Below are 23552 nucleotides of genomic sequence, written 5' to 3'. Positions count from 1 at the left end.
AAGAACTATTCCGCGCAGATTTCACAAACAGCGGAGCCAAATTTCGTCACTTTAGCTGGGCCAATACCATCGACGGCAAGCAGGTCTTCTTCTGTGCGCGGACGCTCGGCTGCAATCGCCCGCAGGGTTTTGTCAGTGAATATCAAAAATGCAGGCTGGCCCAGCTTGCTGGCTTCTTCGCGCCGCCATGCGCGCAGACGTTCTTCTAATGCAGCTGCCTCGGCAGAGAGCGGAACGTCAACCTTTGCCGCTTTCTGCTTGCGATCACGTTTCGCCGGCTTGGCGGTGAGGCTGGTGTTTTCACTGCTGTCGCGCATCAGCACCGTGGCGGCATCGTCGCTATCCATCTCTTCGCCATCGCGCGTCAGGCTGGCTTTGCGATACGAGATACTGCGACCGTCTTTCTCGAAGCTGGCATCTTCGAGCGCAAGAAATCCAGCACCACTCATCGCACCAAGCAGATCCTCAAAATGATCGCGGCTCATATGGTTGCGGGCACACAGCTCCTGGTGCAGCTTGCCTGTCGATTTGCCGCCGCCTGACCTCAGCACCTTTACAACAGCGAACATTACCTCACGCTCGCCCTCATCGAGCGTCCGAAAGCGCTGCCCCACAGCGCGCTCCGGTGAGCAGACATCGCACAGGCCGCACGCGCGCCTGCCGTCTTCGTCATCTCCGAAATGTCGCACCAGCTGCGCCATCCGGCACTGGCTCGACTCGGCATACCGCATCACGCGATCAAGCTGCGCCATGCGCTGGTTCGACTGCGACATGTAGGGCTGCCGCCAGCCTGCATCGCCGCGTACAACATTGCCGTCGTAATCGATATGTGCGCCGCCGTGCGTCATCAGCTTATCGAGCGCGGTCAGGAAGATTTCGCCGTCGAGCTTCGATTTCAGCAGCTCGGCTAATTCCTCTCTGTGGCGCGGCTGCGCCTGCAGCTTGCGGAAGATGAGATCCAGCTCTTCGACCGGAGGGTAATCGCGCTCGTAGAAAAAATCATGCGTGCGGCGGTCGGCGTAGGAGTGCATCAGGATCGTGCGGCTCGGCTTGCCATCGCGACCGGCGCGGCCAATCTCCTGATAGTAGGCTTCCAGGCTCGCCGGAAGCGCGGTGTGGATCACCGTGCGCACATCCGGCTTGTCGATGCCCATGCCGAAGGCAATCGTCGCCACCACTGCTTCCAGCCGTCCCGCGAGAAATTCACGCTGCACTCGCTCGCGGTGATCCGGCTCAAGCCCCGCATGGTACGCAGCTGTCGAAAAGCTCTGCGAAAGCTCTTGTGCTAATGACTCAGCCTCTTTGCGCGTCGGCGCATAGACAATTGCCGGACGCCGTTCAGCGGGCGATAGCAACGTCAGGGCAAGTTGCGTGCGTTTGGGCTTGGATACTTCCACAATCTCTATCGCAAGATTGTTGCGCCGAAAGCCGTGGATGAAGCGCGCAGGCTTATCGAGCCTGAGCTGCGCAATGATGTCATCCTGCACGATGGGCGTGGCTGTGGCCGTCAGAGCCACCACCGGCGCAGGCCGCAGCGCAGGCAGGTAGCTGCCAAGTAAGCGGTAATCGGGCCGAAAATCATGCCCCCACTGCGAGATGCAATGCGCTTCATCAATCGCAATCAACGCGGGCTTTCGTTTGGCCAGCATCTCGGGAAACCCTGGAACCCGCAGCCGTTCCGGCGCGATAAAGAGAAAATCGAGAGCGCCGGAAAGATAGTCGCGGCAGACCTGACGCGAGCGTTCGCGGTCGAGCCCGGAATGAATACGCTCCGCCTTCAATCCCAGCTCGCTCAGCTTCGACGATTGATCGTCCATCAGCGCAATCAGCGGACTGATCACCAGCGCCGTTCCGCCCCTCGCGATAGCAGGCAACTGGTAGCAGAGCGACTTGCCCGCGCCTGTCGGCATCACCAGCAGCACATCGCTCCCATCCACAGCCGCGCGGCACACCGCTTCCTGGTTCGCGCGAAACGATGCGAACCCGAAAGTGCGTTCGAGCAGGCTGGTCAAAGATGCTGGAGGCATAGCTATCAGTATAGGCATCGGAGACTCGCTATACTGGTCGCCTATGGACCATCTTTGGACACCCTGGCGTTACACCTATGTGACAACCGGAGATCATGCCAAACGCCAGGGCGTGCCCGAAGCGCTGTCCGCGTGGCCCGGAGACCGCGGCTGCGTCTTCTGTAATCTCATCGCCTCGGTTGAATACGCTGAGGCCAACGGCATGCCGATCGAGATGGCGGAGAAGGCCGCGCTCATCGTCCATCGCGACAAAAGCACATTTACCATCCTCAATCGCTATCCCTACACTTCCGGACACGTCATGGTGCTGCCCTATGCGCATGAAAGCTCGCTCGCCGCGCTGCCTGCCACCGTCGCGCATGAGCTGATGGATTCCGCCCAGCATCTCGAAACCGTTCTTGGCCACACTTACCATCCGGACGGCATCAATATGGGGCTTAATCTGGGCAAATCTGCCGGAGCGGGAGTTCAAGGCCACCTGCACCTGCATATTCTTCCCCGCTGGACAGGCGACACCAACTTCATGACCGTCGTCGGCGAAACGCGCGTCCTGCCGGAGGACCTGGCAACGACCTGGGAGCGCGTGCGGGAGAATTTCCTGAAAGGAGCTTGAGGGCGAGTGGCGCAGGCAGCTTCTTCGGCATCCAAATGAAGCGGGCTGAAATCCAGCCTAATTTTCTCGCGAGGGGCCGAAAAATGTCGTCAAAAGATCAATCCAGCAGCCAGAAAGCTGAAGAACACGCTTCCGCCAGGCAAGCTGCGCCAACCAGCGTACAGCCGGGTTCCGCTCCAGCAGAAGAAGACGGCAGTTTAACCGGAGCAGGCAAGGACGAGCAGCACCGTCTGCTCAAGGACAATGTGGAAAAAGGGAAGGCCGAGCGACACCCTGACTTACCCGCCGGACAGCACGCGACCGGCTCCTTCACTGGCGAAAACGAAAACAAAAAGTAAGCTACTCAAACTTGGGGAAGAGTGTGTCATCAGGCTCCTCTTCCGCAGGCTCCGGCTTCCAATCCTCTGACTTCAGCTCGCGCGTGACCGATTCGAGCATTCCAATCTCAGGCAATTCATCCTGTCCAATTTGCAGCTCATGCAGCGTGCGCGCATAGGTAAACACGCTGCCACGCCCTTCTACGCAGCCAATCAGGCTGTTGTAGTGCTTCACGGTATTGCTGAGCGCATTTCCCATTTGAGCGAAATACTTCTGGGCCGATGCCAGCTTGTCATACAGCTTTTCTCCAACCTTCTGAATCGCCAGTGCATTCTTCGTCACTTCCATCTGTTGCCATCCATAGGCAACTGCTTTCAGCAGCGCGATCAGCGTCGTCGGCGTGGCGAGAATCACATTGGAGGCACTGCCGAATTCGATCAACCCAGGATCCTGCTCCAGCGCGGCACTGAAAAACACCTCGCTTGAAAGAAAGCAGACCACGAAGTCCGGGCTGTCTTTGAACTGCTTCCAGTAAGACTTGGCCGAGAGAGCCACAAGATGCTCACGCACGCGCGTCGCATGCGCCGCCAGCTTCAAAGTGCGGGTTGCTTCGTCAGGAGCGCTCATCGCATCGAGAAAGGCGTCAAATGGCGTCTTCACGTCGATGACGATGGTGCGGTCATTCGGCAGATGGATGACGCAATCGGGCCGAATGGAATTTTCTTCGCCGCGTACAAAAACTTCCAGATCGAAAGAGGCATGCTGCACCATACCCGCGAATTCGATGCAGCGTTTTAGCTGCAGCTCGCCCCAGTTGCCGCGCGTCTTCGGCGCCCGTAGCGCAGAGATCAACTGCGACGTCTCCCGGCGCAGATCGACATGGGAGGTCTGCATCCCTTCTACGAGCTGCTTCAGCGAGTGGTAAGCGCCCTCGCGTTTGACCTCCAGTTCCTGCGTGCCCTGCTGCAATTTATCTAACGTTTCACGGATGGGCTTCAACAGGGTTTCAATGGCTTTTTCCTTTTGACCGAGCTGATTTTCCGATGTCTGCTGTTGTTTGCTCAGCTCCTGGCGCGCCAATTGGAGGAACGCGTGGCTATTCTCGTTCAAAACCCGCGCTGCCGCGCTGCGAAAAGCGTCCTCCAGAGACACCCGGGCCTGTTTCAGGGCTTCCTGCTCCGCCGCCAGGCGTTCGCTCAGGCGCGCATTTTCTGCATGTAGACCTGTAAATTCACGGCGCGCCTGATCCAGCGACCTCTCACGTTCCGCCAGCTGAGCCGCCAGATTTTCATTGTTCTGCTTCTGTGCAAAAGCCTCACCGCGCACGCTCTGGCTTCGCATCCAATATCCGATGGCCATTCCCAGAAGAACGGCGATTACAGCGATCACTGCTACGAGGGGCATAGCGACTATACTGCCACCGAAACGCAAACAAAGCACGGCATGCACTGAAATCTGGTCACCCGCGCTTTACACCTTCATGGGGCCTCAGTAGACTTGAAATTTCGGAGCTTGGTATTCGTGTGCCCTATGGCAGCGGCTGCCTCCGGAGAGTTTTGATTAAAATTTGTGCCGTTTTCGATGGACAGGAGAAACACATGGCAGCAGTGGAAGAAAAAGTAAAACAGATCATCGTCGAGCAGCTTCAGGTAGACGAAGCCGAAGTGACGCCCAGCGCGTCGTTCCAGGAAGATTTGGGCGCCGACTCGCTCGACGTCGTCGAGCTGGTCATGCAGTTCGAGGAAGCCTTCGACCTTGAGATTCCCGACGAAGACGCCGAGAAGATCAAGACCGTCAAGGACGCGACCGACTACATCGAGAAGAACGCGAAAGGCGGCAAGTAACCTTGCAACGGCGCGTCGTAGTCACGGGTATCGGCCTGCTGTGCGGGGTCGGCAACAACACGCCCGAGGTCTGGAAGAATCTGCTGGCGGGTAAGAGCGGAATGGCTCCCATCACTGGTTTCGATACGACAGGTTTCTCTGTCACCTTCGCAGCCGAAGTGAAGAACTTCGATCCACTCAATTTCGTGGATAAGAAGGAATCACGCAAGATGGGACGCTTCATCCATCTCGCTCTTGCCGCTACGTATGAGGCCATGGAGATGTCCGGCCTCAAAATTACTCCGGAAAATGACACGCGCGTCGGTGTGCATATCGGCTCGGGAATCGGTGGATTCGACGTCATCGAGCGCGAGCACAGCGCCATGTTGCAGGGCGGCCCGCGCAAGATTTCGCCCTTCTTCATTCCCGCAGCCATCATCAATCTCGCGGCGGGGCAGGTCAGCATCCGCTACGGCGCCCGGGGGCCCAACGAGGCGACGGCGACGGCCTGCACCACCAGCGCGCACTCCATTGGCGACGCCTACCGCATCATTCAGCGCGGCGATGCCGACGCCATGATCGCTGGCGGCGCTGAAGCAGCAATCACCCCGATGGGCGTAGGTGGCTTCGCTGCCATGCGCGCTCTATCCACCCGCAATGACGATCCGGCGCACGCCTGCCGTCCCTTCGATAAAGACCGCGATGGTTTTGTCGTTGGCGAAGGCGCAGGCATCCTGATCCTCGAAGATCTTGAGTTTGCCAAAGCCCGCGGCGCAAAGATTCTGGCCGAGATCATCGGCTATGGCATGAGCGCCGACGCTTACCACATCACCAGCATGGCCCCCGAAGGCGAAGGCTGCCATCGCGCCATGCAGAACGCGGTAAAAAGCGCAGGCATTCAGCCTGACCAGATTCAGTATGTGAATGCGCACGCAACCTCGACGCCAGTTGGCGACGTGCTGGAAAGCGCTGCCATGGAAAAGCTCTTTGGCGAAGATGCCACCAGCGGCAAGCTGCTCATCAGCTCGACCAAGTCGATGACCGGGCATCTACTCGGCGGCGCAGGCGGACTCGAAGCAGGCATTACCATCATGGCGCTGCTCGAACAGAAGGTTCCGCCGACCATGAACCTCGAAAACCAGGACCCCGAATGCCGGCTGAACTACGTTCCCAATAAGCCGAGAGATGCGAAGATCGACATCGCACTGTCGAACTCCTTCGGTTTCGGCGGCACGAACGGTTCGCTGATCTTCAAGCGCTGGAGCGAATAACCAGCGGCTGAACACGCCATCGGGTTAGGACCGCTTTCTTTCTTGCCGGAGCATTTTCCCGAGAACGATCGACCATCGTCATTCTGGCGACCGCAGGGAGGAAGAATCTCAAGCCAAGCTGGCCGGAGATTATCCCGTTCATTCCTCAGGTCAGGATGGCGCTTGCTCTCTTGGGTTTCATCGTAAGAGAAATGTTTGGCTTTTTTGAGCCACGAAGATTCTTTTCCGCTGGCTGAGTTTTTGGAGATACTCTCAGCGTATGAAAATTTTCATCCGCGGCGCTGCATTCATCCTTTGTCTTTGCCTTCCCGCCATCCTCTCCGGACAGAGCACGCCGTCGGCATCTCTTCTCGTCCTCTCCAAGCAGGATCACACGCTGAGCATCGTCGATGCTTCCAACTTGCAGGTCGTCGCGAAAGTTCCAGTCGGCAACGATCCTCATGAAGTCATTGCATCGACGGACGGCACGACGGCATACGTATCGAACTATGGTTTCGGAGCCTTTCACACTCTAGCCGTCGTCGATCTCGTCGCGCATCAAGCTCTTCCCGAGATTGACCTCGGCCCACTGCACGGTCCTCACGGACTCACATTTGCCGGAGACAAAATCTGGTTTACCGCCGAAGCCGCGAAAGCCATTGGCCGCTACGATCCCGTAACGCATAAAGTGGACTGGATTCTGGGCACCGGGCAAAATCGCACGCACATGATTTATGTCTCCGCCGACCTGCAACACATCGTTACCACCAACGTCAGCTCCGGGACCGTCAGCATCATCGATCAGGAACCTATCCACATGCCCGGTCCACCACCCGGAATGCATCCGCCTTCAGGCGGAGGAACCCCACCGCCGGGACCGCCTCCCGGCTCCATGCCTCGCACCGATTGGAATGAGACCGTCGTCCGCGTCGGCAATGGTTCGGAGGGCTTCGATGTCTCTCCCGACGGCAATGAGATATGGGTCGCCAATGCGCAGGACGGCACCATCTCCGTTATCGATTTCCACGAGAAAAAAGTGATCCAGACCATCGCCGCCAATGCTCAGGGCGCCAACCGTCTCAAGTTCACCCCGGATGGAAAGCGCGTATTAGTCTCCAGCGGTCCGGAGCTCGTCGTCTTCGACGCAAGCGCACGCAAAGAGGTGAAGCGGATGAACATCGGTCACGGCTCCGGAGGCGTCCTCATCCAGCCCGATGGCCGCCGTGCCTTCGTCGCCTGCGGTCCTGACAATTATGTCGCCGTCATCGATCTGGAATCGCTTGAAATCACCGGCCACATTCAGGCAGGACGCGAACCCGATGGCTTGGCGTGGGCCGTCCGCCACTGATTCTTGTGGGAGCCAGTTTCTAGCGCGGATCGACGAGGTTCATGGCAATCATGCCGAGCGCGGTAATGCTTGGCAGGAAAAAGTAATCTCCGCCGCGCAGCTCCACAAAGTTCGGCAGTTTGCTGCAGATCAGCGGAGGGTTCGCCCGGCTCGCGTCTCCCTGCACGACGAACTTGCCGCGGCCGCCGTGATTGCCCATGAGAATATCTTTGTCGTTACCCTGATGCGCATCGTTTCCGTACTCAATCCATTGCTGCTGCACAAATTCAAACTGGCGCGAAATGCTTGCGTTGAGCGCCATGAATATCACGCCGCGCTCCTCCGAATCCGACGCCGGACCGCCCTCGGCGACAAATGGCCCATAAGGAAGACCGCGCCGCGTAATGCGCCTCCGATTGATCAGCCTGCCACTGAAGCCAAAGGCATCCCGCGGATGCACGCGCCGTATGTGCGCCCCAACCGGACAACGTGTGCCCTCGGCATCTGCGCCATAAGTGAAATTCGTGCTGCGGTTCGGGTCTTGCGCGATCGATGAATCCGGATTGTCGGGAGAAAGATCCAGCGGCGTTCCGTCTCTCCAGCGCCCGATAAACTTGGCTGCCAGTTTTTCCTTGCCGCCGCCGTAAAGTGCCGCGTACTCATCGAGATAAGAGCGGAACGTAGCGACGTTCTGGTGCAGCTTGCGATACACCATGAAAGTCCCATTGCTGGCGAGTATGTGGGGCACTGGTGCAACCGGCAGCTCGCCTGCTTCATCGGCATAACCCAGCAGCAACTCGCCTGTCGCGAGCGGAGCCCAGCTGCCATTCGGCATCCGCTTGCCCTGGCCAGGTTGCGAACTCCGGTCCACGCCCAGGTAATCAGGATTTCCAAAGCCATCGGTAAAACCGAAGTGCTCGCGCGTCGTCGACTTGCCGTCAATCACCACAGCTGCCGCGTCCTGTGACGCGAGCACGGTCGCACCACCCGTCTCTCGCATGAGTTCCAGCATTTCCGCGTAGCGGCTATCGAGAATCGCAGCCGATTGCGCATTGATGCCAAGCCACGCATGCACTAGGTCTCCACGCCAAAGCTCATCCCAGCGTTCCGGAGAATTCAAGCCGGAATCCCCCAGTATCCCGGCTCGCTTCTTCATGCCTTGTTGAAACTCGACTGGAAAGCTGAGCAGCGTAGCGTCCGGCAGATTCAAAGCGGCCAGGCCACGTTGCGTGAACGCGATGTTCACCGTGCTCTGGGGCTTTCCGCCATCCCAACGCTGGCCGGTAGTGACGTGATGAAGCAGCCGACCGATCAAGCTGCGAGCGCGCTCCGCGTCCTCAAAATGTAGAAAAAGATACCGCGCGACCGGCAGGTTATAGCCGCGCAGCACAAACCCCTGGATATCTGTCTCGTTCAGCCTACTCATTTCGGCCGCCAGTCTTGATGTAGCGCGGTTCTCCCATCGAACCTGGCCTGGGAACGGGTGCCAATTTCAGTTCGGCTACGAACTGCATGAATTCTGCCTGTAGTCGTGCGGGCTCCATGCCCTGGTGATCTGCGATGAATTCGGAGACAGCATGTTGCGTTTGAAGTGCGCGCAGCGTTTCGGGTACAGACTTGTCGTTGACCGCGGCAAAGTAGAAGGTCGTCTCCAGCTGGCATGCCTTCATATAGTCGATAAACGCCTGCCGGTTGGCCGCACCCGGATATCCCACACAGTGGCTCCAGATCGCATCCAGCTGCTCGGGAACGCTGGCGGCAAGTCCGGCAAGATAATCGTCCAATTCGCCGTCGCAGTTTGATTCGAATACCAGGTACTTCGATTTGAGGTGCTCTTCACATGCCGGCATGCCTACATAGATCACGTCATCCATCACGACCAGGCGAGCCAAATGCGTTGCCGGTGCGAGCGCGAAAGGGCTCAGCTCCCCGGTCGGCAATGTGGCGAGATATTTGCGAATCTGCAGATCGTGCGACGGCGTAACTTTCTCATCGTCGATGATCGGCGAAAGAATCGTGAGTCCGTAAACACTGCCGTTTTTGTTTGGCATCGCCGCTTTCTCTAAAACACAATCGGAGCTTCCCCGGTTTCGCCGAGGTGGGTCTGTACTTCAAGAACAAAGCGCAGATACGCATCCTCAAACTGTTCTGGAGTGTAGTTCTGCGCGCTCGCAGCAAGCTTATCGAACGATGCCTGCACAACGTGGGCCGATTTCAGATCGTTGGCCGCGGCATGCGGATAGGCGGTGTAGTAGTAGTCGGTGTCGAACTGAACCCGCGCTATATATTCCTTGAACGAAGTCACCGGAACCGACCCCGGAAACTTCTCACTCCACCGCCACACCAGGTTCAGTCCTTTGCTGAGCACCGCTGAAAACGCGTCGATGTATTGATTCCATGTCCCGTTAAAGTTGCTGAAGAACAGGAGATAGTCGTACTGCAACTCTTCTTCCGCCTGGCCATTTCCCAGGAAAGGGAATTGCCTGCGCGGCAGAACGACCCATCGCGCGAATTCGATGAAGGAAAGGTTGATCAGATCCTGTTGCAGCGGCTTGATATGTCCGAGCAGGAAGAAAAATCCACGCAATATCCACGTCTTCCATGGCTTCATGGGCGTGATCGCGTTCATTGCGTAGACTTTTCCGTTGATATTGCTCATGAGAGGTCCGATGACTGCCTGGCCCAACAGCCTGGAATACCATTGAGAGTTCGCTGAAACAGAAGCGCCCTACGGCATGTCAACCGGGGGAGTGAACGTAGGCTCTCGGCGAGAAAGCTCCCCATTATTACCTGAAATTCACAAAACACATACAGGCAATTTATTCGGCCGCGGATGGTGCTCCGTCAAGCTGTGAGCAATATTTACAGTGCGGCCTTCGATTTCAAGTTGAGATTGGAATAAGAAGGTTAATATTTGTTGCAACGATAAATGAGGGGACGGGATATTTGCTGAAGGGCCAAACCTCAGATTCTTTTTCGACGTGAGCGTAAACCATGAATAGTCAATATCTAGCGAAGTCTAACCCTTCGTCCTTTAAGATCAGCGATATAAATTCGTTTAGTAATCTTAACTCTTTCCGTTCTAATAATTTATAAAGAAAAAGGGTTCCGAAAAGCTCATCGAAAATAAAAAGCCCGGCTCGAAAGCCGGGCTTTTATTCGCTTAGCCTAACTTATGCAGGCTGCACGTTCTCGGCCTGGAAGCCCTTGGCGCCACGCACGACGTTGAACTGTACGCGCTGACCTTCCTGAAGGCTGCGGAAGCCGTTCGCGTTGATCGCGGAGAAATGTACGAAAATGTCTTCGTTGTTGCTCTCGCGCGTAATGAATCCGAAGCCCTTGGCATCGTTAAACCACTTGACTGTACCCTGTTCCATTTTGGGGTATTCCTTTGGTATTGATATCGCTGAAAACGGGAAGGTGTAGAGCAGGCAGTGCTTTGGAGGGCATTACGTGCGTAACAAAAACCCACTCGGAATCGAGCGTGACTTCAGTATACCCCGATTTGACAAAATATTGCAGAACGATAGGGTTAACCTGCCCCTTTCTACACCAAAGCCGGCAAGGAGCAGGTAACCTGCCTTAACTCTGTGCAAGCGCCGCGCCTGTCAGAGCCAGAACCGTCAGCAGCCACCACCCTATAACCGCAACAGCAGCGGTGCCGCGCTTCACCTTCGCCACAATGGCGACGCCGATCACGCTTAGAATCAACGACCATATCTCAAAAATGTCGAGGTGGGTGCAAAAGGTCATCAACCACTTGGGCGCATCGCTGCTCAGGTAGAAGCCGATATTCGTCCCCACCGGGTTCGAGATCAGAAAGGAGTCGGCGGCCAGCCCGGCAAAGAGGGCAATCGTAGCCAGAATGAACTTGATGTTCATCACCAGGCTGGCATACATGGATACGGCATAAATCTGGCCATATTTCGCCGTTCCGCCAAAGCCGAAATTCACCGTAGCCCATACCAGCAGCGAGGAAACGGCCGTGAAAATCAGCACAATGACCCAGTATCCGTAGGTAAATCCGGCTGTGACTTTGGCGGAAATTGCCTTGGTGGTTGCCAGCTGATCCGGCGGCATCTGAGCAAACTTTTCTTCCTGCTTCGGGCTCTGATGGATGTTGTTCTCGAAGACCTTCACCCATCCCACCTTCGTCTGCACGGCAAACGAAAAGACAATGCCCATCACGATGAGGATAACCAGCGGTCCCCACCAGGACGATTTCCTCAGAATGTCGGTGAAAGTTTTCGACGGAGCGACAAAGGTATCGACGATACGCTGCCCTTCGCTCAGGGGCACAGCAGTGGATTGCGGCACAGCATCAGTCATGGGGCCTCACTCAATGCTTTGTTGAACTGGCGCGATTTTACCCTGCCGGAAAGATCCTTGCGATCAAAAAGCGATGCGTCGCTTTTTGAACCAAGTTCAATACTTCCCGCACTTGCCGCCCTTCGATAGTCTGAAAAAGCTCTAGAAACTCTCCGCGGTCCTGCTCATGCGCTGTCTTCCCATTCTCCTTGCCGTCCTGCTGGCTGCCGGCACGGACGCTTCTGCCTTTGCCGCCAAACGCAAGACGCATCATCGCGTCTCCGCCCCTGTCTCCACGCATGCGAAAGCATCCTGCAGGCATCGCGCCCGCTCGCGTCGCGCCGCTTTAGAAGCAAAAGACGAGTCACCCGCAACTACGATTCCTGAAGTGCCGTTAAGACACGCAAAGCTGATCATGCTGCCTCCGCTCAAAGGCTCGCGTGAGTCTCTGGTGCGCCAGAACCAGCGCAGCGAAGCCGAAGGGCTTGACCGCATCGAAGACGACGATCAGTTAAACGAGCTTCGCACCCAGCGGGCACTGGTGGCTGTGCCGGTCAGTATGTCACTGCGTGTCAACACCGAATTGCCGGTCAACCGCCGGTACTGCCGTCCGTGGACCGCCCGTTTCCTAAGCGATCTGGCGCGGGTGCATTACGATCGCTTTCATCGTTCGATCCAGGTGAACTCTGCCGTGCGCACCGTTGCCTATCAGCGACGCCTGATAGAAGTGAATGGCAATGCTGCTCCCGCTGAGGGCGACATCGCTTCACCGCATCTCACCGGTGCAACCATCGACATTGGAAAGAAAGGTTTGTCGATGTCCGAGATTGCCTGGATGCGCGCGTACCTGCTGCCCTTACAGACAGCCGGAAAGATCGATGTTGAGGAAGAGTTCTATCAGTCGTGCTTTCATATCACGGTCTATAAGTCCTATGCGCCGTCTCTGACGCCGAAGATAGTTCCGAATAAACAGGGCAGCAGCGCTGCGCTGATAGCGGCTGGGGTGGAGTAAACGCGCATGTCAGGCGCCGCGCCAGAATAAGTCGTGATGCACATTACGATATGGATTGTTCTGGCCGCGGCGACTGCGCTGACTCCATTGGTTTTGTTTGCTTTCATGGGCAACCGCTGTGTCACCATGCAGCGATCACTGCCCGTGAGCCGGCAACTGCTGCTGCCTGCAAGTTTTGCAATTCCTTACCTGCTTGTCTGTGGACCGCTTCATCAGCTTCGCCTGAGCTGGCTCTTGGTGTATGTCGTTTTGCCAATTGCTGTCGCGGCATTACTGGCGCTTGCGGCGAAATGCGATCCGCAGCAGCGAGGGCATCTGCTCGATTTTCTTGTGCTCGTTCCTCTGGGTCTGGCAGTCGATCTGAGGTGGCTCGAGCCGGCATGGCCTCATGGGCTCGTTGCTTTGAATAAGCTGATACTGCTCAATGCCGGCATCTATGGCTTCCACGTAATGCGCCAACTAAGTGGAGTGGGATTCGACCTTCATCTGCGACGTGCTGACTGGCAGGTCGGGCTGCGTGAACTCCTTTTCTATATGCCGATTGCCATCAGCTTAGGCCTGGCGATTGGTTTTCTTCACTGGCATGGACACGTAAGCCATCCGTGGCAACTACCGTTTTTATGGATTTTCACCCTTTTCCTGATTGCACTGCCTGAAGAGATCTTCTTTCGCGGCTGGATGCAGAATCTGCTGGAGAGGCGCCTTGGACGCATTCCTGCGCTGGCGGTGACGGCAATTCTCTTCGGACTCTCCCACTTCAACAAGCGAGCGGTGCACTTTAACTGGCGCTATGTGCTTCTGGCATCCATTGCAGGTATTTTCTACGGGCGAGCCTGGCGATCTGAAAGAAGAATTGCAGCATCGTCAATCACGCATGCCTGTGTGGACACCATTTGGGGAGCTCTGCTGCGATGATCGAGGTGGCGTCGCGGATGATAATGCAGGTAGCCGAGTCCGACTCTCATGTGATGATGCAGCGCATCGGGTACAGTGATGGCGACGCAGATGCCGAGAATTCCGTGCGCCAGCCCCAGCGCATACAGGTTGCGATATCGGAGAAACCATGTGCACGCAATGAACGCCCATACCAGCGTAAGCCCGACTAACACTGGGTTTGGGAGATGTGCCACAGCGAATAACAGGGCAGCCAGGACAATCGCCATCCAGCGTCGGGGCAGTAATCGCAGCATGCGCGTAAGCATGTAGACCTGCAGCACGAATTCCTGAAGGAACGACCAGACAATATAGCCGCCAACGCGGTTTTTCAGCGAGAGATGACGGAAGACGGGAAGATGATGCAGCGTGCCGATGCGCCAGCCGATGAAAACGGCGATGGCGGCAAGCGCGATGGCGACGGCAACAATCCAGAAGGAATAAAGGGTCTGGTCTGGTGCCAATCCAAGTGCGCGCGGTTTTTCCCAGCGCAGCAGTGTAAGGCCAACGACGCAGAGGACGGCAAGACAGTAGAGATATCGCTGCCAGGGCATGGGCGTCCAGATGACGGAGAGAATCAATCCATACGCAACAATCAGTTCCAGCAGATCTCGTAACCGGGGACGCGCGCGCAGATACATATGCCGTATGTCCTTTTCTTGTCCGGGGACGGGGCAAGAGTGCAGCACACAGTGTAGAACGAAGATCGTGAGCGGAACAGTGAGGGATGGAGGGCGAAGTTAATTGCCGGTCGCGTGTCCGCTGCTCTGCGCGATACGCACGCCGCTCAGGCTGCTGACATAGCGGGAAACGCCGCGGTAAAGCGACTCAGCAATGCGCTCGCGATATTCAGGGTCACGAAGCTCATGCGCATCGTCCTGATTGGTGAGGAAGGATATTTCCGCCAGAATGGACGGCATGTTAGCCCCGATTAGCACAACGAAAGGCGCTTTTTTCACACCGCGATCTTTGAGTCCCGGATTGCCGTCTTCGAGGCCGGAGTAGAGGCTCTGCTGAACATCGGAAGCGAACTCGCGTGATTCGCTGATCTTGTCCTGCAGCGTGATTTTTTTCACCAGATCAGAGAGCTGATGAATCGACTGGTCGGAGACCGCGTTTTCGCGAGCCGCCACCTCAAGAGCATCGGCGGAGGTCGTAAAGTTCAGGTAATAAGTTTCTACACCGCGCGCCGAAGCATCCGAGCTTGAATTGGCGTGTACGGAGATGAAGAGATCGGCCTGCGCTTTGTTCGCGATGGCCGTCCGCGTCTCTAATGGGATGAAGGTGTCGTCATCGCGCGTATAGATCACGTCGGCGCCCAGCCGCTGCTTCAACAGCTTGCCGAGTCGCAGCGCCACGTCGAGCACGATGTCCTTCTCTTCGATGCCTCCCGGACCTAATGTGCCGGAGTCGTGTCCGCCATGTCCGGCATCGACAACGATGCGGCCAATCTTCAACCCAAGGGCGCGCACCATGGAGCGTTCCCCGGTAGCGGTTGGCGTGGCCTCGTGAATGGTTGGCTCTGGCGAATCTGCAGGCGCAGTGTTTTTGCGGCTGCTCTTTTTCGCTGGCGGCACGGTGGATGGAGCCTCAGGCTGCGGCGCATTGACTGCTTCCAATTCATTTGGCTGCTGCTCGGGCGATGTTCCGCGAACCGATTGCACCACGGGTGCCGTTGTTGGATGCTTTGTCGCCTTCACCCGGTTTGGCTGACGATCGAGAGAGGCAATGTCCTTGAGGGAGGAGTTGGTGTTGGGCGCATCAGATTGCGGTACAGATGCAGTTGCTGGAATTGGGTGATTCGCTGCCATCTGCACAGGCTGCGATTTTGACGAAGTAGTTTTCGCTTGGGCCGCCGGCAACGCAGAGGTGTTTGTCTCGTGCGTGGGTGCAGCAGGCGATTGGGGCTGCTGCGCGATCAGTGACGGCGCAGGCATTGTCCCCGGTTTTTTACCGTGTACATCGACAATGAGCCGCCACGGGTTCGGTAATAGAAATGCCGAGTATTCGCTCACGTCGCTTACATCGAGCACGACGCGCGTTACGTCATTCGAGAACTGCGCAACGCGAATACGCTTAAGGAATCCGTCATCGGTAACTTCAACCGATTTGCCCACAAGCTCAGGCGAGAGTTTGACGCCGTGCAGATCGAAGAAGATGCGATCCGGATTCGGCACGCGCGTGGCCTCAAACTGCACTTCATCCTGCAGGTCGATGGCGACGCGTGTGTAAATGGGCGTCGACCAATGCCGCAGTCCAGTCACGAGCGGCAGTTTGCCCCTGCGCGGCGGCGGCGGCGCGTTCATCGCCGCATCGCTGAGCTTGCCATCACCCGAGACCGGCTCATTTCCAGATGACGAAGAGGGAGAAGGTTGCGGCGGAGGTGGTTGGATTTGCGCCTGCTGCTTCGGCGGCTGCGCGGCAGCCGGTGGAAATACCGGAGTGGTGGTTACCGTTTTATGGCGCGACGATGCAATGGCCGGAGGCGGAACCTGGGTAGACGGAGTCGGGACAGGATTTATCTGCGCTTCGACCACAGGCGCAGGCGTCCGCGATCCTGGCCGCTTTCCGTGCTTTTCCGCAACTTCCTCGGTATGAATATTCTTCAATTCCTGCCGCGCCTGATCGGATAGCGGATTCTGCGGATAGAGCTTTAGAAATTGCTGAAATGAGGTCTTCGCCTCGCTGCGGTCATCCAGATCATGGCGGTAGATTTCCCCTTCTGTCAGCAGCGCGCTGTAGCGATACCGGCTGGCCGGATACTGCCTGCGCAGAAACTCATACTGCCCAATAGCATCATGCAGCGACTTTTCATCCTGAAAGATGCGACCCTGTTCGGCCAGTAGATCGGCTACGGCCGAGATGCTGGCATCGGCCTTGGGCGAGGCCGGATCGCCATGATAGACGGCGCGATAGGCAGCGAGCACGCGCTCGTAATCGCGGCGAGTACGCTGCTGCTCTGAACGGCCTTCAAGGGCCTCGCGCAGACGCTGTGCTTTATCAAAGGGAGAAAGCGCCTGATGCTGCGCTGCAACGGCGGGTAAAGAAAGGAGGAAAGCGCAGATAGTCAGGCGCAAAAACAGCGTGCGTCCTCCGAAGCGGTAGGAAAGGGGCATAGACAGATTCACAGCGGCACGCCAGCGCCTGCTTCATTATAGGTGGCGCGGGGAATGGGGGCAACGCAGGAAAAACGAAATTAACAGTAGGAAACCGGTATGGAAACCGGAAAAGTGAGTGTTATCCAACTGCCTCGTTCCCATAACTATGTCATTCTGAGGAGCAAAGCGACGAAGAATCCAGCAGACATTCGAGAGCCGTGGTTTCCCAACTTTTTTCGAGAAACCTTATACAACTATATCCGCTGAAGCCTCTGGATTCTTCGCTGCGCTCAGAATGACATCTGTTACTCGCCGGCGAGTTCTCCCACCACCTGCGGAGCGCTCTTCAGCGCCGCATCCAGCTGACCAGCATCCTTGCCGCCAGCCTCGGCCATATCCGGCCGTCCTCCGCCGGAGCCGCCGACAAGCTTCGCAATCTGGCCGACGATTTTCCCCGCCTGCACTTTGCCGGTGAGGTCTTTGGTCACGCCGACGATGAGCGCGACCTTGCCTTCTTCCTGCGCGGAGCCGAGAATGACGACGCCGGAGCCAAGTTTGTTGCGCAGATTATCGACCAGTGTGCGCAATTGCCCACGGTCGAGCGAATCGACGCGCTGTGTGAGGACTTTGATTCCCTTCACCTCAACCGCCTGATCCGCAGCGCCTGAAACTGCCGAGGCAGCGGACTTCATGCGAATCTGCTCCAGCTCGCGGCGCAATTTCTTCAGCTCTTCGTCCTGCGCGGTCAGTTTGTGTTTCAACGCATCCGCGGGCGACGAGTCCGCGCTCGGAGCAAAGTGCGAAGCAAGCTGCGCCACTTCAAAGCCACGGCGGAATTCATTCAATGCCCCAAGGCCAGTCACAGCTTCCACGCGCCGCACACCTGAAGACACGCTGCCTTCGCCGAGCAGCTTGACGACGCCGATCTCGCCGGTTGCGCCCGTATGTGTACCGCCGCAAAGCTCGGTCGAGAAGTCGCCGATCTTCACCACGCGAACCTTCTCGCCATACTTTTCGCCGAAGAGCGCCATCGCGTGGTACTCGTTGATGGCCACATCAATCGGCACATCTTCAATCGTCACCACAGCCGTATTCCCCAGCACTTCCTTGTTGATGATGTCTTCGATCTCCTGCAACTCTTCATCGGCAATCGCGGTGAAGTGTGAGAAGTCGAAACGCAAACGGTTCGGCTCGACCAGCGATCCGGCCTGTTTGACGTGCATGCCAAGCACTTCGCGAAGCGCTGCGTGCAGCAGGTGCGTTCCGGTATGATTCCGCCGTGTCGCATTGCGGAAGCCGCCGTCAACAACCGTATCGACTTTGTCGCCGATCTTCAGCGGCTGCCGCAGAATCGTCTTGTGCGCAAAGACACCCTGCACCGGCTTGGTACATCCGCTCACATCGGCGACGACGGAATTGTGATCATCGGAGTAGAGCCAACCGGTGTCGCCGATCTGTCCGCCCGAGTCGGCATAGAAGCTGGTGTGATCGAGCACAACTTCGACCGCATCGCCGGGACCTGCCGTCTGCACACCTTGTCCATCCTTGACGATAGCCAGCACTTCCGCTCCATCCGTACGCAGATAGCGATAGCCTTCGAAAGCAGTCTTTGGCAGCTCACGAAATACCGGACTCGCCGATTGTTTCGCGCCGCCCTTCCATGAAGCGCGGGCGCGCGCCTGCTCTTCAGCGCGAGCTTTTTCAAAACCATCAAGATCAAAATGAATGCCCTGATCGCGTGCAGCGTCCATCATGAAGTCCAGGGGCAGACCGAATGTTTCGTAAAGGTGGAAGGCTTGATCGCCGGAAAGCGAGCCATTCTGCATGGCAGCCTGCAGTTGTCGTGAACCCAGTTCAAGAACTCTTGCAAACTGTCGCTCCTCAGCCTCAACAACCTTGGCAACACGGTCCGCGCTCTCCTTCAATTCCGGATACGCATTCTGCATCTCATCGCGAACGGCATACACCATCTCGCGCATGAAAGGTTGTTCCTGTCCGAGCAATCGCCCGTGACGGATCCCGCGGCGCAGAATCTTGCGCAGCACATAGCCGCGCCCTTCATTCGCAGGATTCACGCCGTCTGAAATGAGAAACGTAGCCGCGCGTGCATGGTCGGCGATGATGCGCAACGAAGCATCCGTAGGCGCATTGCCATCCTGATATGTCGTCGAAGTCAGCTCACCAGCCTTCTGAATCAACGGCATGAACAAATCGGTTTCGAAATTCGAAATCTTCCCCTGTAGCACAGCAGCAGTGCGCTCCAGCCCCATACCCGTATCAATCGAAGGCTTGGGTAACAGGTTCAACTCGCCCTGCTGGTTGCGGTCGAACTGCATAAAGACAAGATTCCAGATTTCAACGTAACGGGCCTCATCTTCTCCGAACGGCTTGTCCTCACCCGTCTCGGAAGCCTCAATCCCCATGTCATAAAAAATCTCCGAGCATGGACCGCACGGCCCGGTATCGCCCATCTGCCAGAAGTTGTCCTTGCTGCCATATTCGTGAATGCGGTTCGCCGGCACTCCCTGATCCAGCCACAGGTTATAGGCCTCTTCATCGCGCGGCACACCGTTCTCGCCTTTGAAGATGGTGACGTAGAGGCGGTCTTTGGAGATGCCGAACCATTCTGGCGACGTCACCAACTCCCACGCATAAGCAATGGCGTCCTTCTTGAAGTAATCGCCAAAGCTGAAGTTGCCCAGCATCTCGAAGAACGTGTGGTGACGACGCGTGAAGCCGACGTTTTCAAGATCGTTATGCTTGCCGCCCGCGCGCACGCATTTCTGTGATGTGGTGGCGCGGTTATAGTCGCGGTGTTCGAGGCCGAGAAACACGTCTTTGAACTGGTTCATGCCAGCGTTCGTAAAGAGCAGCGTTGGGTCGTTGGCAGGAACAAGAGAGGACGAGTGCACGCGACGGTGCCCCTTCGTCTCAAAAAACTTCAAAAACATCTCACGTATTTCAGAGCCGGAACGAAATTGCATATCTTTAGAGTTTATAGGACTGCGCGTCCAGCGACACGCGGCTTCGCCGCCTCCATTGAGCTGTCACTCACCAGGTCCCGACGCAGGCACATTGTCAAATCAAAGGGGTTGTCATCCTGAGCGCAGCCGATGGACCGCAACACCACGCTTCACCTACTCCGACGCCGCACCCTCATCCCCATCCAGGCTCTCAAGCTGTGCCAATGCGTCCTCATTCACATCCCAGCTCTTGAGAATCTTGAAGATCACGCCGGTAGAAAATCCGGCACGCACCAGCAGCCGCATCACGCGCGCTGTTTCTTTCTCGTTCGCCGGTTTCCGCACTCGCTTCCGAACCAGATGCTGCCGCGCCAGTTCCTCTTCGTTCACATTCTCGTATGCGGCATTAAGGGTGCGCGCAATCACGTTCGAGTGCACGCCCTTCTGGATCAGGTCCTGCTGTACGCGACGCCTGCCAAACCGGTTGTTCTCCTGTCGCAGACGCGTGTAATCAGCGGCAAAATTCGTGTCGTTGAGATAGCGTTGTTCTTTCAGGCGCGTGATGACTGCGTCTATTTTCGCCTCACCCGGATCACCCTCTTCCACACGCGAACGCATCAGCCGTTTCAACTCGGCAACGGTCCGCATGCGACGGCCCAACGCCCCAATGGCATACTCATAGAGCGCCGCTTCATTTAAGGGTTGTTTCTGTTTTTTGGCGCGACCGAAGCTCATCACTGTTTCCAGCCATTTTGAACAAAACCTGAGCGCTTTTGTGAAAAGGGCAATTCCACTACCAGCACCGATCCGTGCGGTTCGATGTTATGTGCGGAAATCTCACCGCCATGATCGCGCACGATGGCATAGCAAAGGCTCAAGCCTGCGCCGGTAGCATCGCGTTTCCACTTTGAGGCGAAGAATGGATCGAAGGCGTGTTCGGGATTAGCAAAGCCGGGACCGTCGTCAGAGATCAGAACCTTTACGCTGTCTGCATGCTGGCTCACATCCACGCGAACAGAATGCTTGCGTCCCTGTATGGAGGAGTCGAAGGCTTCCAGCGAATTTTTCAACAGGTGGAGAAACATCTGCTGCAGGTGGCTCCTATTGCCTTCGATGGGGGGAATGCCATCGGGCAGGCGAAGCTCGAGATCCACCTGCCGTCGCGTGAATTCAGGCCGCTGCAAACGGCTCAGGTCACGCAGTATTTCAGGAATGGAAACAGCTTCACAGGCTGTTGGGGAGGCTTTCCAGAATCGAAGCGTACTCTCGAGAACCTGGTGCATGCGCTGCGCGGAGCCTCGAAGCCGGGTGGCCATCTCGTGCGCGCCATGACCCTCCAGCGCCTCTTCCATCAGTTGCGAATATCCAAGCACAACGGTAAGCGGATTATTAAGCTCATGCGCCACACCGGCAGCCAGCTGGCCCAGTCCGGCAAGTCTCTCCGACCGCGCCACACGCTGCAACAGCGCATCATGTTCGCGTATAGCGGCGAGCCGCGCCGCAAGCAGTTGCAGGGGTAGAAGATCGTCTGCCTGCAAAGGCTTTCCCGGCCGTTTCAGCCCGCTTAACAGGATTACTCCTTCAATTTCTCCATTCCGCCTGACGAGAGGCATTGCGTGGGCCTTGTAATATTGCTGATTCTCGAGCAGGTCATCGGGCATAAAGAGCGGACGCAGATCGAGGAGCACCGTATCTCCCATTTCTACGGTCGTATTTTCGCTTCGGCCAAAAATCTTTGCCTGCTCGATCGTCATGCGTTTGCCGAGGGCTTCCAGGCCGGCAACCATCTGGTTATTCATCCCGGCATGTGCTGCAACCCCGAAATATCCTTCGACATTAATCAGAAACAGTACTACTTCGCTGAAGCGGCTCACTTCAGCGATCACTTCGGATGCCCGCTGATATGCGGCTTCCATATGTATGCCGGATAGCAGTGAAAGATCGATCTCGGAGTAGCTCTCCATCTCAACCCGAGCGCGATGATCGCGCTCCTTTGCGACCTTATTTTGCGCGAGCTCATCTTCCAGCACGATCAGGATCATGCCGAACGCCGTCATCACTTTAATGAGATTTGTGCCGCGTCCGACCAGCAGCATCGGGAGGCCAGGCCCGGTCACCAGAAAATCAAGGAAGACGGGCGTGCTCCATAAGAAGAATCCGGCAGCGGTCAAGATGATTCCGGGGCTATAGCGGCGATAGGCGGCGAGAAAGAGCAACGCTGTAATGAAGTTGCTGCTGCTCTGAGCCAGGTACATAACGAAAAGGTATTCATTTTGATAGGTCAGCCAGAGGCAAGTGACACCCACGCCGATCGAAAAGAGCAGAGTAAACCCCTTGGGAAGTAGGTGGTCGCGTGAGCTCCACAAAATCGCGCTGTAGACGGCCGCCAATGTGCATAACCCGAGCACGATCCGCCCTGGCGTGGACGGCGAACCAAGAGAAGCAAGAATGGTGAACAGCAGCAAAGGTGCCGAAAACGCATAAACATAAAGGATTTTCGGCCACCGTTTGAACCCAAGCGGCGACATCGAACCCAGAAACATCAGCGCGCCTAATACGAGGCTGGCATTGGCAATTGCAAAACCGACACCGACCCGGTGAATGCGTACAACCTCGGTGACGAGGTGTACGACAACCATGCTCCAACCCACGAGCCACAGAAGCCGCCGTATTGTTCGCGCCTGTAAATAAAGCAGGACGAAGGCAACAAGCAGCATTCCGAGGAGCACCAGTGCCGGGACTCGATAAAACTCATTCATTCAAGGAGATTGAGGCAAGTGTACCCTTAGCGGACCAATTTTAGATTACGTTTTGTCGACAGGCTTCAAATTGGCCGTCCATTCCTCGGGCAGACGCGTCTATTCTGTTGAGGGAGAAGTTTCCAGTGATTGCCCTGTCTCACTACACCCGATGCCTGTATGCCTGCGTAGTTCTTGCGGTTGGATTCACAGCTGCCGTACCGCTCTTGGCTCAGGTATCGTATACGGCCATGCCGCTGGACCAGGGCTTTGGTCAGCTCGATACCTCGGCTTCGTCGGTACCATCGCAGCAGATTATCGATAACTTCACCGCCAAGGAGTCAGAGTTTCGCACGGCGATGGGGAACTATACCTATGAGCGCAGTGTAAAGATCGAGACCATTGACGACGATGGAAAGGTCGACGGCCAATACTATCAAGTGACCGATATCACCTTCGACCCCACCGGGCATCGCTATGAGAAAGTCGTTTTCGCGCCGCAAAATTCTCTGCAGCGCATTTCCATGAGCCCTGCCGATTTTCAGGATATCGAGCAGCGCCTGCCCTTTGTGCTCACCAAGGAAGACGTGGGCCAGTATGTTCTTACTTATGTCGGCAGGCAGAAGGTCGATGAGCTCGATACCTATGTTTTCGACGTGAAGCCGAAGGTGATGGAAAAAAACAAGCGCTACTTCCAGGGCCGCATCTGGGTTGATCAGAAGGATTTACAAATCGTCGTCACGAATGGCAAAAATGTGCCAGACGATACTCGCAAGGGACACGAAGACCTGTCGCCGCCCTTCACTACCTACCGCCAGCAGATTGACGGTAAGTACTGGTTTCCCGTGTATACCCGGGGCGAAGGTGTACTGCATTTCTCTGGAGGCAATGGGTATCTAAGCCAGGACGTGCATATCCGCGAGACATTGAAGTACGCCAACTACAAGCGCTTCGGTACTTCCGTCAAGATTACTTTCGATGGCCAGGAAATCGACAATGACAAGGGGAATCAGCAAGCGCCTCAGCAACCGCCCGCTAAACCTCAGCAGTGAATCCATCCTCCATTGAGGCAGGCGCATCGATGGAGCACGGCATATTTCATGACTGTTGATCCAGATCAGGCTCGCAAGCGATAACGCATG

At 56.6% G+C, this 23552-nt stretch carries 20 protein-coding genes; 8 read left to right on the top strand and 12 right to left on the bottom strand.

Features of this window, described 5'->3' with window-relative positions; translation table 11 throughout:
* Nucleotides 1-5: 5 nt before the first annotated feature.
* On the bottom strand, nucleotides 6-2045 hold the full coding sequence (locus tag GSQ86_RS07735) for an ATP-dependent DNA helicase RecQ (protein ID WP_158749382.1): 2040 nt from the start codon (nucleotides 2043-2045) through the stop codon (nucleotides 6-8).
* Nucleotides 2046-2070: 25 nt separating this feature from the next.
* Here GSQ86_RS07735 and GSQ86_RS07730 point away from each other — a divergent pair, with 25 nt between their 5' ends.
* Together GSQ86_RS07730 and GSQ86_RS07725 are read left to right on the top strand one after the other, a co-directional pair.
* Nucleotides 2071-2640 (top strand): HIT domain-containing protein, encoded by a 570-nt coding sequence (locus tag GSQ86_RS07730; RefSeq protein WP_158749381.1) that lies wholly within the window; start codon nucleotides 2071-2073, stop codon nucleotides 2638-2640.
* 83 nt (nucleotides 2641-2723) lie between these two features.
* Nucleotides 2724-2978 carry a hypothetical protein gene (locus tag GSQ86_RS07725; protein ID WP_158749380.1) on the top strand — a complete coding sequence of 85 codons (255 nt, stop codon included), beginning with the start codon at nucleotides 2724-2726 and terminating at the stop codon, nucleotides 2976-2978.
* A gap of 1 nt (nucleotide 2979) precedes the next feature.
* Here GSQ86_RS07725 and rmuC read toward each other — a convergent pair whose 3' ends face one another.
* Nucleotides 2980-4362, bottom strand: a complete 1383-nt coding sequence (gene rmuC, locus GSQ86_RS07720; RefSeq protein ID WP_158749379.1) for a DNA recombination protein RmuC — start codon at nucleotides 4360-4362, stop codon at nucleotides 2980-2982.
* A gap of 194 nt (nucleotides 4363-4556) precedes the next feature.
* On the opposite strand from rmuC, the gene GSQ86_RS07715 reads away from it, so the two are divergent.
* The 3 genes from GSQ86_RS07715 to GSQ86_RS07705 all read left to right on the top strand — a co-directional run bounded on the left by GSQ86_RS07715 (nucleotide 4557) and on the right by GSQ86_RS07705 (nucleotide 7379).
* Nucleotides 4557-4802: an acyl carrier protein gene (locus GSQ86_RS07715; RefSeq protein WP_158749378.1), complete on the top strand. Its 246-nt coding sequence runs from the start codon at nucleotides 4557-4559 to the stop codon at nucleotides 4800-4802.
* A 2-nt stretch (nucleotides 4803-4804) separates the two neighbouring features.
* Nucleotides 4805-6052, top strand: coding sequence for a beta-ketoacyl-ACP synthase II (fabF, locus tag GSQ86_RS07710; protein ID WP_158749377.1), 1248 nt, complete (start codon nucleotides 4805-4807; stop codon nucleotides 6050-6052).
* 259 nt (nucleotides 6053-6311) lie between these two features.
* Entirely contained in the window at nucleotides 6312-7379 is a 1068-nt protein-coding gene (locus GSQ86_RS07705) for a YncE family protein (protein ID WP_158749376.1), read from the top strand.
* Nucleotides 7380-7398: 19 nt separating this feature from the next.
* Here the strand turns inward: GSQ86_RS07705 and GSQ86_RS07700 are convergent, their stop codons facing one another.
* From GSQ86_RS07700 to GSQ86_RS07680, 5 genes are all read right to left on the bottom strand, one after another.
* Nucleotides 7399-8784 (bottom strand): Dyp-type peroxidase, encoded by a 1386-nt coding sequence (locus GSQ86_RS07700; RefSeq protein ID WP_158749375.1) that lies wholly within the window; start codon nucleotides 8782-8784, stop codon nucleotides 7399-7401.
* Entirely contained in the window at nucleotides 8777-9409 is a 633-nt protein-coding gene (locus tag GSQ86_RS07695) for a hypothetical protein (RefSeq protein ID WP_158749374.1), read from the bottom strand. Before GSQ86_RS07695 ends, GSQ86_RS07700 begins: the two co-directional genes overlap by 8 nt.
* An 11-nt stretch (nucleotides 9410-9420) precedes the next feature.
* Complete coding sequence (locus GSQ86_RS07690; RefSeq protein ID WP_254062223.1) at nucleotides 9421-9987, bottom strand: hypothetical protein; 567 nt, start codon at nucleotides 9985-9987, stop codon at nucleotides 9421-9423.
* Between the two features lie 544 nt (nucleotides 9988-10531).
* Nucleotides 10532-10735: a cold-shock protein gene (locus tag GSQ86_RS07685; RefSeq protein ID WP_158749372.1), complete on the bottom strand. Its 204-nt coding sequence runs from the start codon at nucleotides 10733-10735 to the stop codon at nucleotides 10532-10534.
* 205 nt (nucleotides 10736-10940) lie between these two features.
* A complete protein-coding gene (locus tag GSQ86_RS07680; RefSeq protein WP_158749371.1) occupies nucleotides 10941-11687 on the bottom strand; it encodes a YIP1 family protein in 747 nt (248 codons plus the stop codon).
* A 166-nt stretch (nucleotides 11688-11853) separates the two neighbouring features.
* Between GSQ86_RS07680 and GSQ86_RS07675 the strand changes: the two genes are divergently transcribed.
* Nucleotides 11854-12678 carry a DUF5715 family protein gene (locus tag GSQ86_RS07675; protein WP_158749370.1) on the top strand — a complete coding sequence of 275 codons (825 nt, stop codon included), beginning with the start codon at nucleotides 11854-11856 and terminating at the stop codon, nucleotides 12676-12678.
* A 36-nt stretch (nucleotides 12679-12714) separates the two neighbouring features.
* Nucleotides 12715-13593, top strand: a complete 879-nt coding sequence (locus GSQ86_RS07670) for a CPBP family intramembrane glutamic endopeptidase (protein ID WP_158749407.1) — start codon at nucleotides 12715-12717, stop codon at nucleotides 13591-13593.
* Here GSQ86_RS07670 and GSQ86_RS07665 read toward each other — a convergent pair.
* The 5 genes from GSQ86_RS07665 to GSQ86_RS07645 all read right to left on the bottom strand — a co-directional run bounded on the left by GSQ86_RS07665 (nucleotide 13500) and on the right by GSQ86_RS07645 (nucleotide 22431).
* Nucleotides 13500-14252 (bottom strand): CPBP family intramembrane glutamic endopeptidase, encoded by a 753-nt coding sequence (locus GSQ86_RS07665; protein ID WP_158749369.1) that lies wholly within the window; start codon nucleotides 14250-14252, stop codon nucleotides 13500-13502. The genes GSQ86_RS07670 and GSQ86_RS07665 overlap by 94 nt on opposite strands.
* 99 nt (nucleotides 14253-14351) lie before the next feature.
* Nucleotides 14352-16727, bottom strand: coding sequence for an N-acetylmuramoyl-L-alanine amidase (locus tag GSQ86_RS07660; protein ID WP_158749368.1), 2376 nt, complete (start codon nucleotides 16725-16727; stop codon nucleotides 14352-14354).
* A 287-nt stretch (nucleotides 16728-17014) separates the two neighbouring features.
* Complete coding sequence (gene alaS, locus GSQ86_RS07655) at nucleotides 17015-19693, bottom strand: alanine--tRNA ligase (protein ID WP_158749367.1); 2679 nt, start codon at nucleotides 19691-19693, stop codon at nucleotides 17015-17017.
* 153 nt (nucleotides 19694-19846) lie between these two features.
* Nucleotides 19847-20407, bottom strand: coding sequence for a regulatory protein RecX (locus tag GSQ86_RS07650; protein WP_158749366.1), 561 nt, complete (start codon nucleotides 20405-20407; stop codon nucleotides 19847-19849).
* The gene (locus GSQ86_RS07645; RefSeq protein WP_158749365.1) at nucleotides 20407-22431 is read right to left on the bottom strand and encodes a HAMP domain-containing sensor histidine kinase; all 2025 of its coding nucleotides are present in this window, start codon (nucleotides 22429-22431) and stop codon (nucleotides 20407-20409) included. The genes GSQ86_RS07650 and GSQ86_RS07645 overlap by 1 nt, the downstream gene beginning before the upstream one ends.
* A gap of 125 nt (nucleotides 22432-22556) precedes the next feature.
* Between GSQ86_RS07645 and GSQ86_RS07640 the strand changes: the two genes are divergently transcribed.
* Nucleotides 22557-23462, top strand: a complete 906-nt coding sequence (locus GSQ86_RS07640; RefSeq protein ID WP_254062222.1) for a hypothetical protein — start codon at nucleotides 22557-22559, stop codon at nucleotides 23460-23462.
* Nucleotides 23463-23552 lie beyond the last annotated feature (90 nt).

The organism is Acidobacterium sp. S8 (assembly GCF_009765985.1).
In the GTDB taxonomy this organism is placed as follows: Bacteria; Acidobacteriota; Terriglobia; order Terriglobales; family Acidobacteriaceae; genus Alloacidobacterium.
Note: the sequence above shows the minus strand (reverse complement) of the source record. Positions and strands in the feature narration are given on the sequence as shown.

Excerpts from the sequence above, each read along its gene's own strand:
- GSQ86_RS07735 (WP_158749382.1), bottom strand. The coding sequence starts at position 2,045 with ATGCCTATACTGATAGCTATGCCTCCAGCATCTTTGACCAGCCTGCTC.
- GSQ86_RS07645 (WP_158749365.1), bottom strand. The coding sequence starts at position 22,431 with ATGAATGAGTTTTATCGAGTCCCGGCACTGGTGCTCCTCGGAATGCTG.
- GSQ86_RS07715 (WP_158749378.1), top strand. The coding sequence starts at position 4,557 with ATGGCAGCAGTGGAAGAAAAAGTAAAACAGATCATCGTCGAGCAGCTT.
- GSQ86_RS07650 (WP_158749366.1), bottom strand. The coding sequence starts at position 20,407 with ATGAGCTTCGGTCGCGCCAAAAAACAGAAACAACCCTTAAATGAAGCG.
- GSQ86_RS07675 (WP_158749370.1), top strand. The coding sequence starts at position 11,854 with ATGCGCTGTCTTCCCATTCTCCTTGCCGTCCTGCTGGCTGCCGGCACG.
- GSQ86_RS07730 (WP_158749381.1), top strand. The coding sequence starts at position 2,071 with ATGGACCATCTTTGGACACCCTGGCGTTACACCTATGTGACAACCGGA.
- GSQ86_RS07685 (WP_158749372.1), bottom strand. The coding sequence starts at position 10,735 with ATGGAACAGGGTACAGTCAAGTGGTTTAACGATGCCAAGGGCTTCGGA.
- GSQ86_RS07665 (WP_158749369.1), bottom strand. The coding sequence starts at position 14,252 with ATGTATCTGCGCGCGCGTCCCCGGTTACGAGATCTGCTGGAACTGATT.
- GSQ86_RS07700 (WP_158749375.1), bottom strand. The coding sequence starts at position 8,784 with ATGAGTAGGCTGAACGAGACAGATATCCAGGGGTTTGTGCTGCGCGGC.
- GSQ86_RS07670 (WP_158749407.1), top strand. The coding sequence starts at position 12,715 with ATGCACATTACGATATGGATTGTTCTGGCCGCGGCGACTGCGCTGACT.
- GSQ86_RS07725 (WP_158749380.1), top strand. The coding sequence starts at position 2,724 with ATGTCGTCAAAAGATCAATCCAGCAGCCAGAAAGCTGAAGAACACGCT.
- GSQ86_RS07690 (WP_254062223.1), bottom strand. The coding sequence starts at position 9,987 with ATGAACGCGATCACGCCCATGAAGCCATGGAAGACGTGGATATTGCGT.
- GSQ86_RS07680 (WP_158749371.1), bottom strand. The coding sequence starts at position 11,687 with ATGACTGATGCTGTGCCGCAATCCACTGCTGTGCCCCTGAGCGAAGGG.
- GSQ86_RS07695 (WP_158749374.1), bottom strand. The coding sequence starts at position 9,409 with ATGCCAAACAAAAACGGCAGTGTTTACGGACTCACGATTCTTTCGCCG.
- alaS (WP_158749367.1), bottom strand. The coding sequence starts at position 19,693 with ATGCAATTTCGTTCCGGCTCTGAAATACGTGAGATGTTTTTGAAGTTT.
- GSQ86_RS07660 (WP_158749368.1), bottom strand. The coding sequence starts at position 16,727 with ATGCCCCTTTCCTACCGCTTCGGAGGACGCACGCTGTTTTTGCGCCTG.
- GSQ86_RS07705 (WP_158749376.1), top strand. The coding sequence starts at position 6,312 with ATGAAAATTTTCATCCGCGGCGCTGCATTCATCCTTTGTCTTTGCCTT.
- rmuC (WP_158749379.1), bottom strand. The coding sequence starts at position 4,362 with ATGCCCCTCGTAGCAGTGATCGCTGTAATCGCCGTTCTTCTGGGAATG.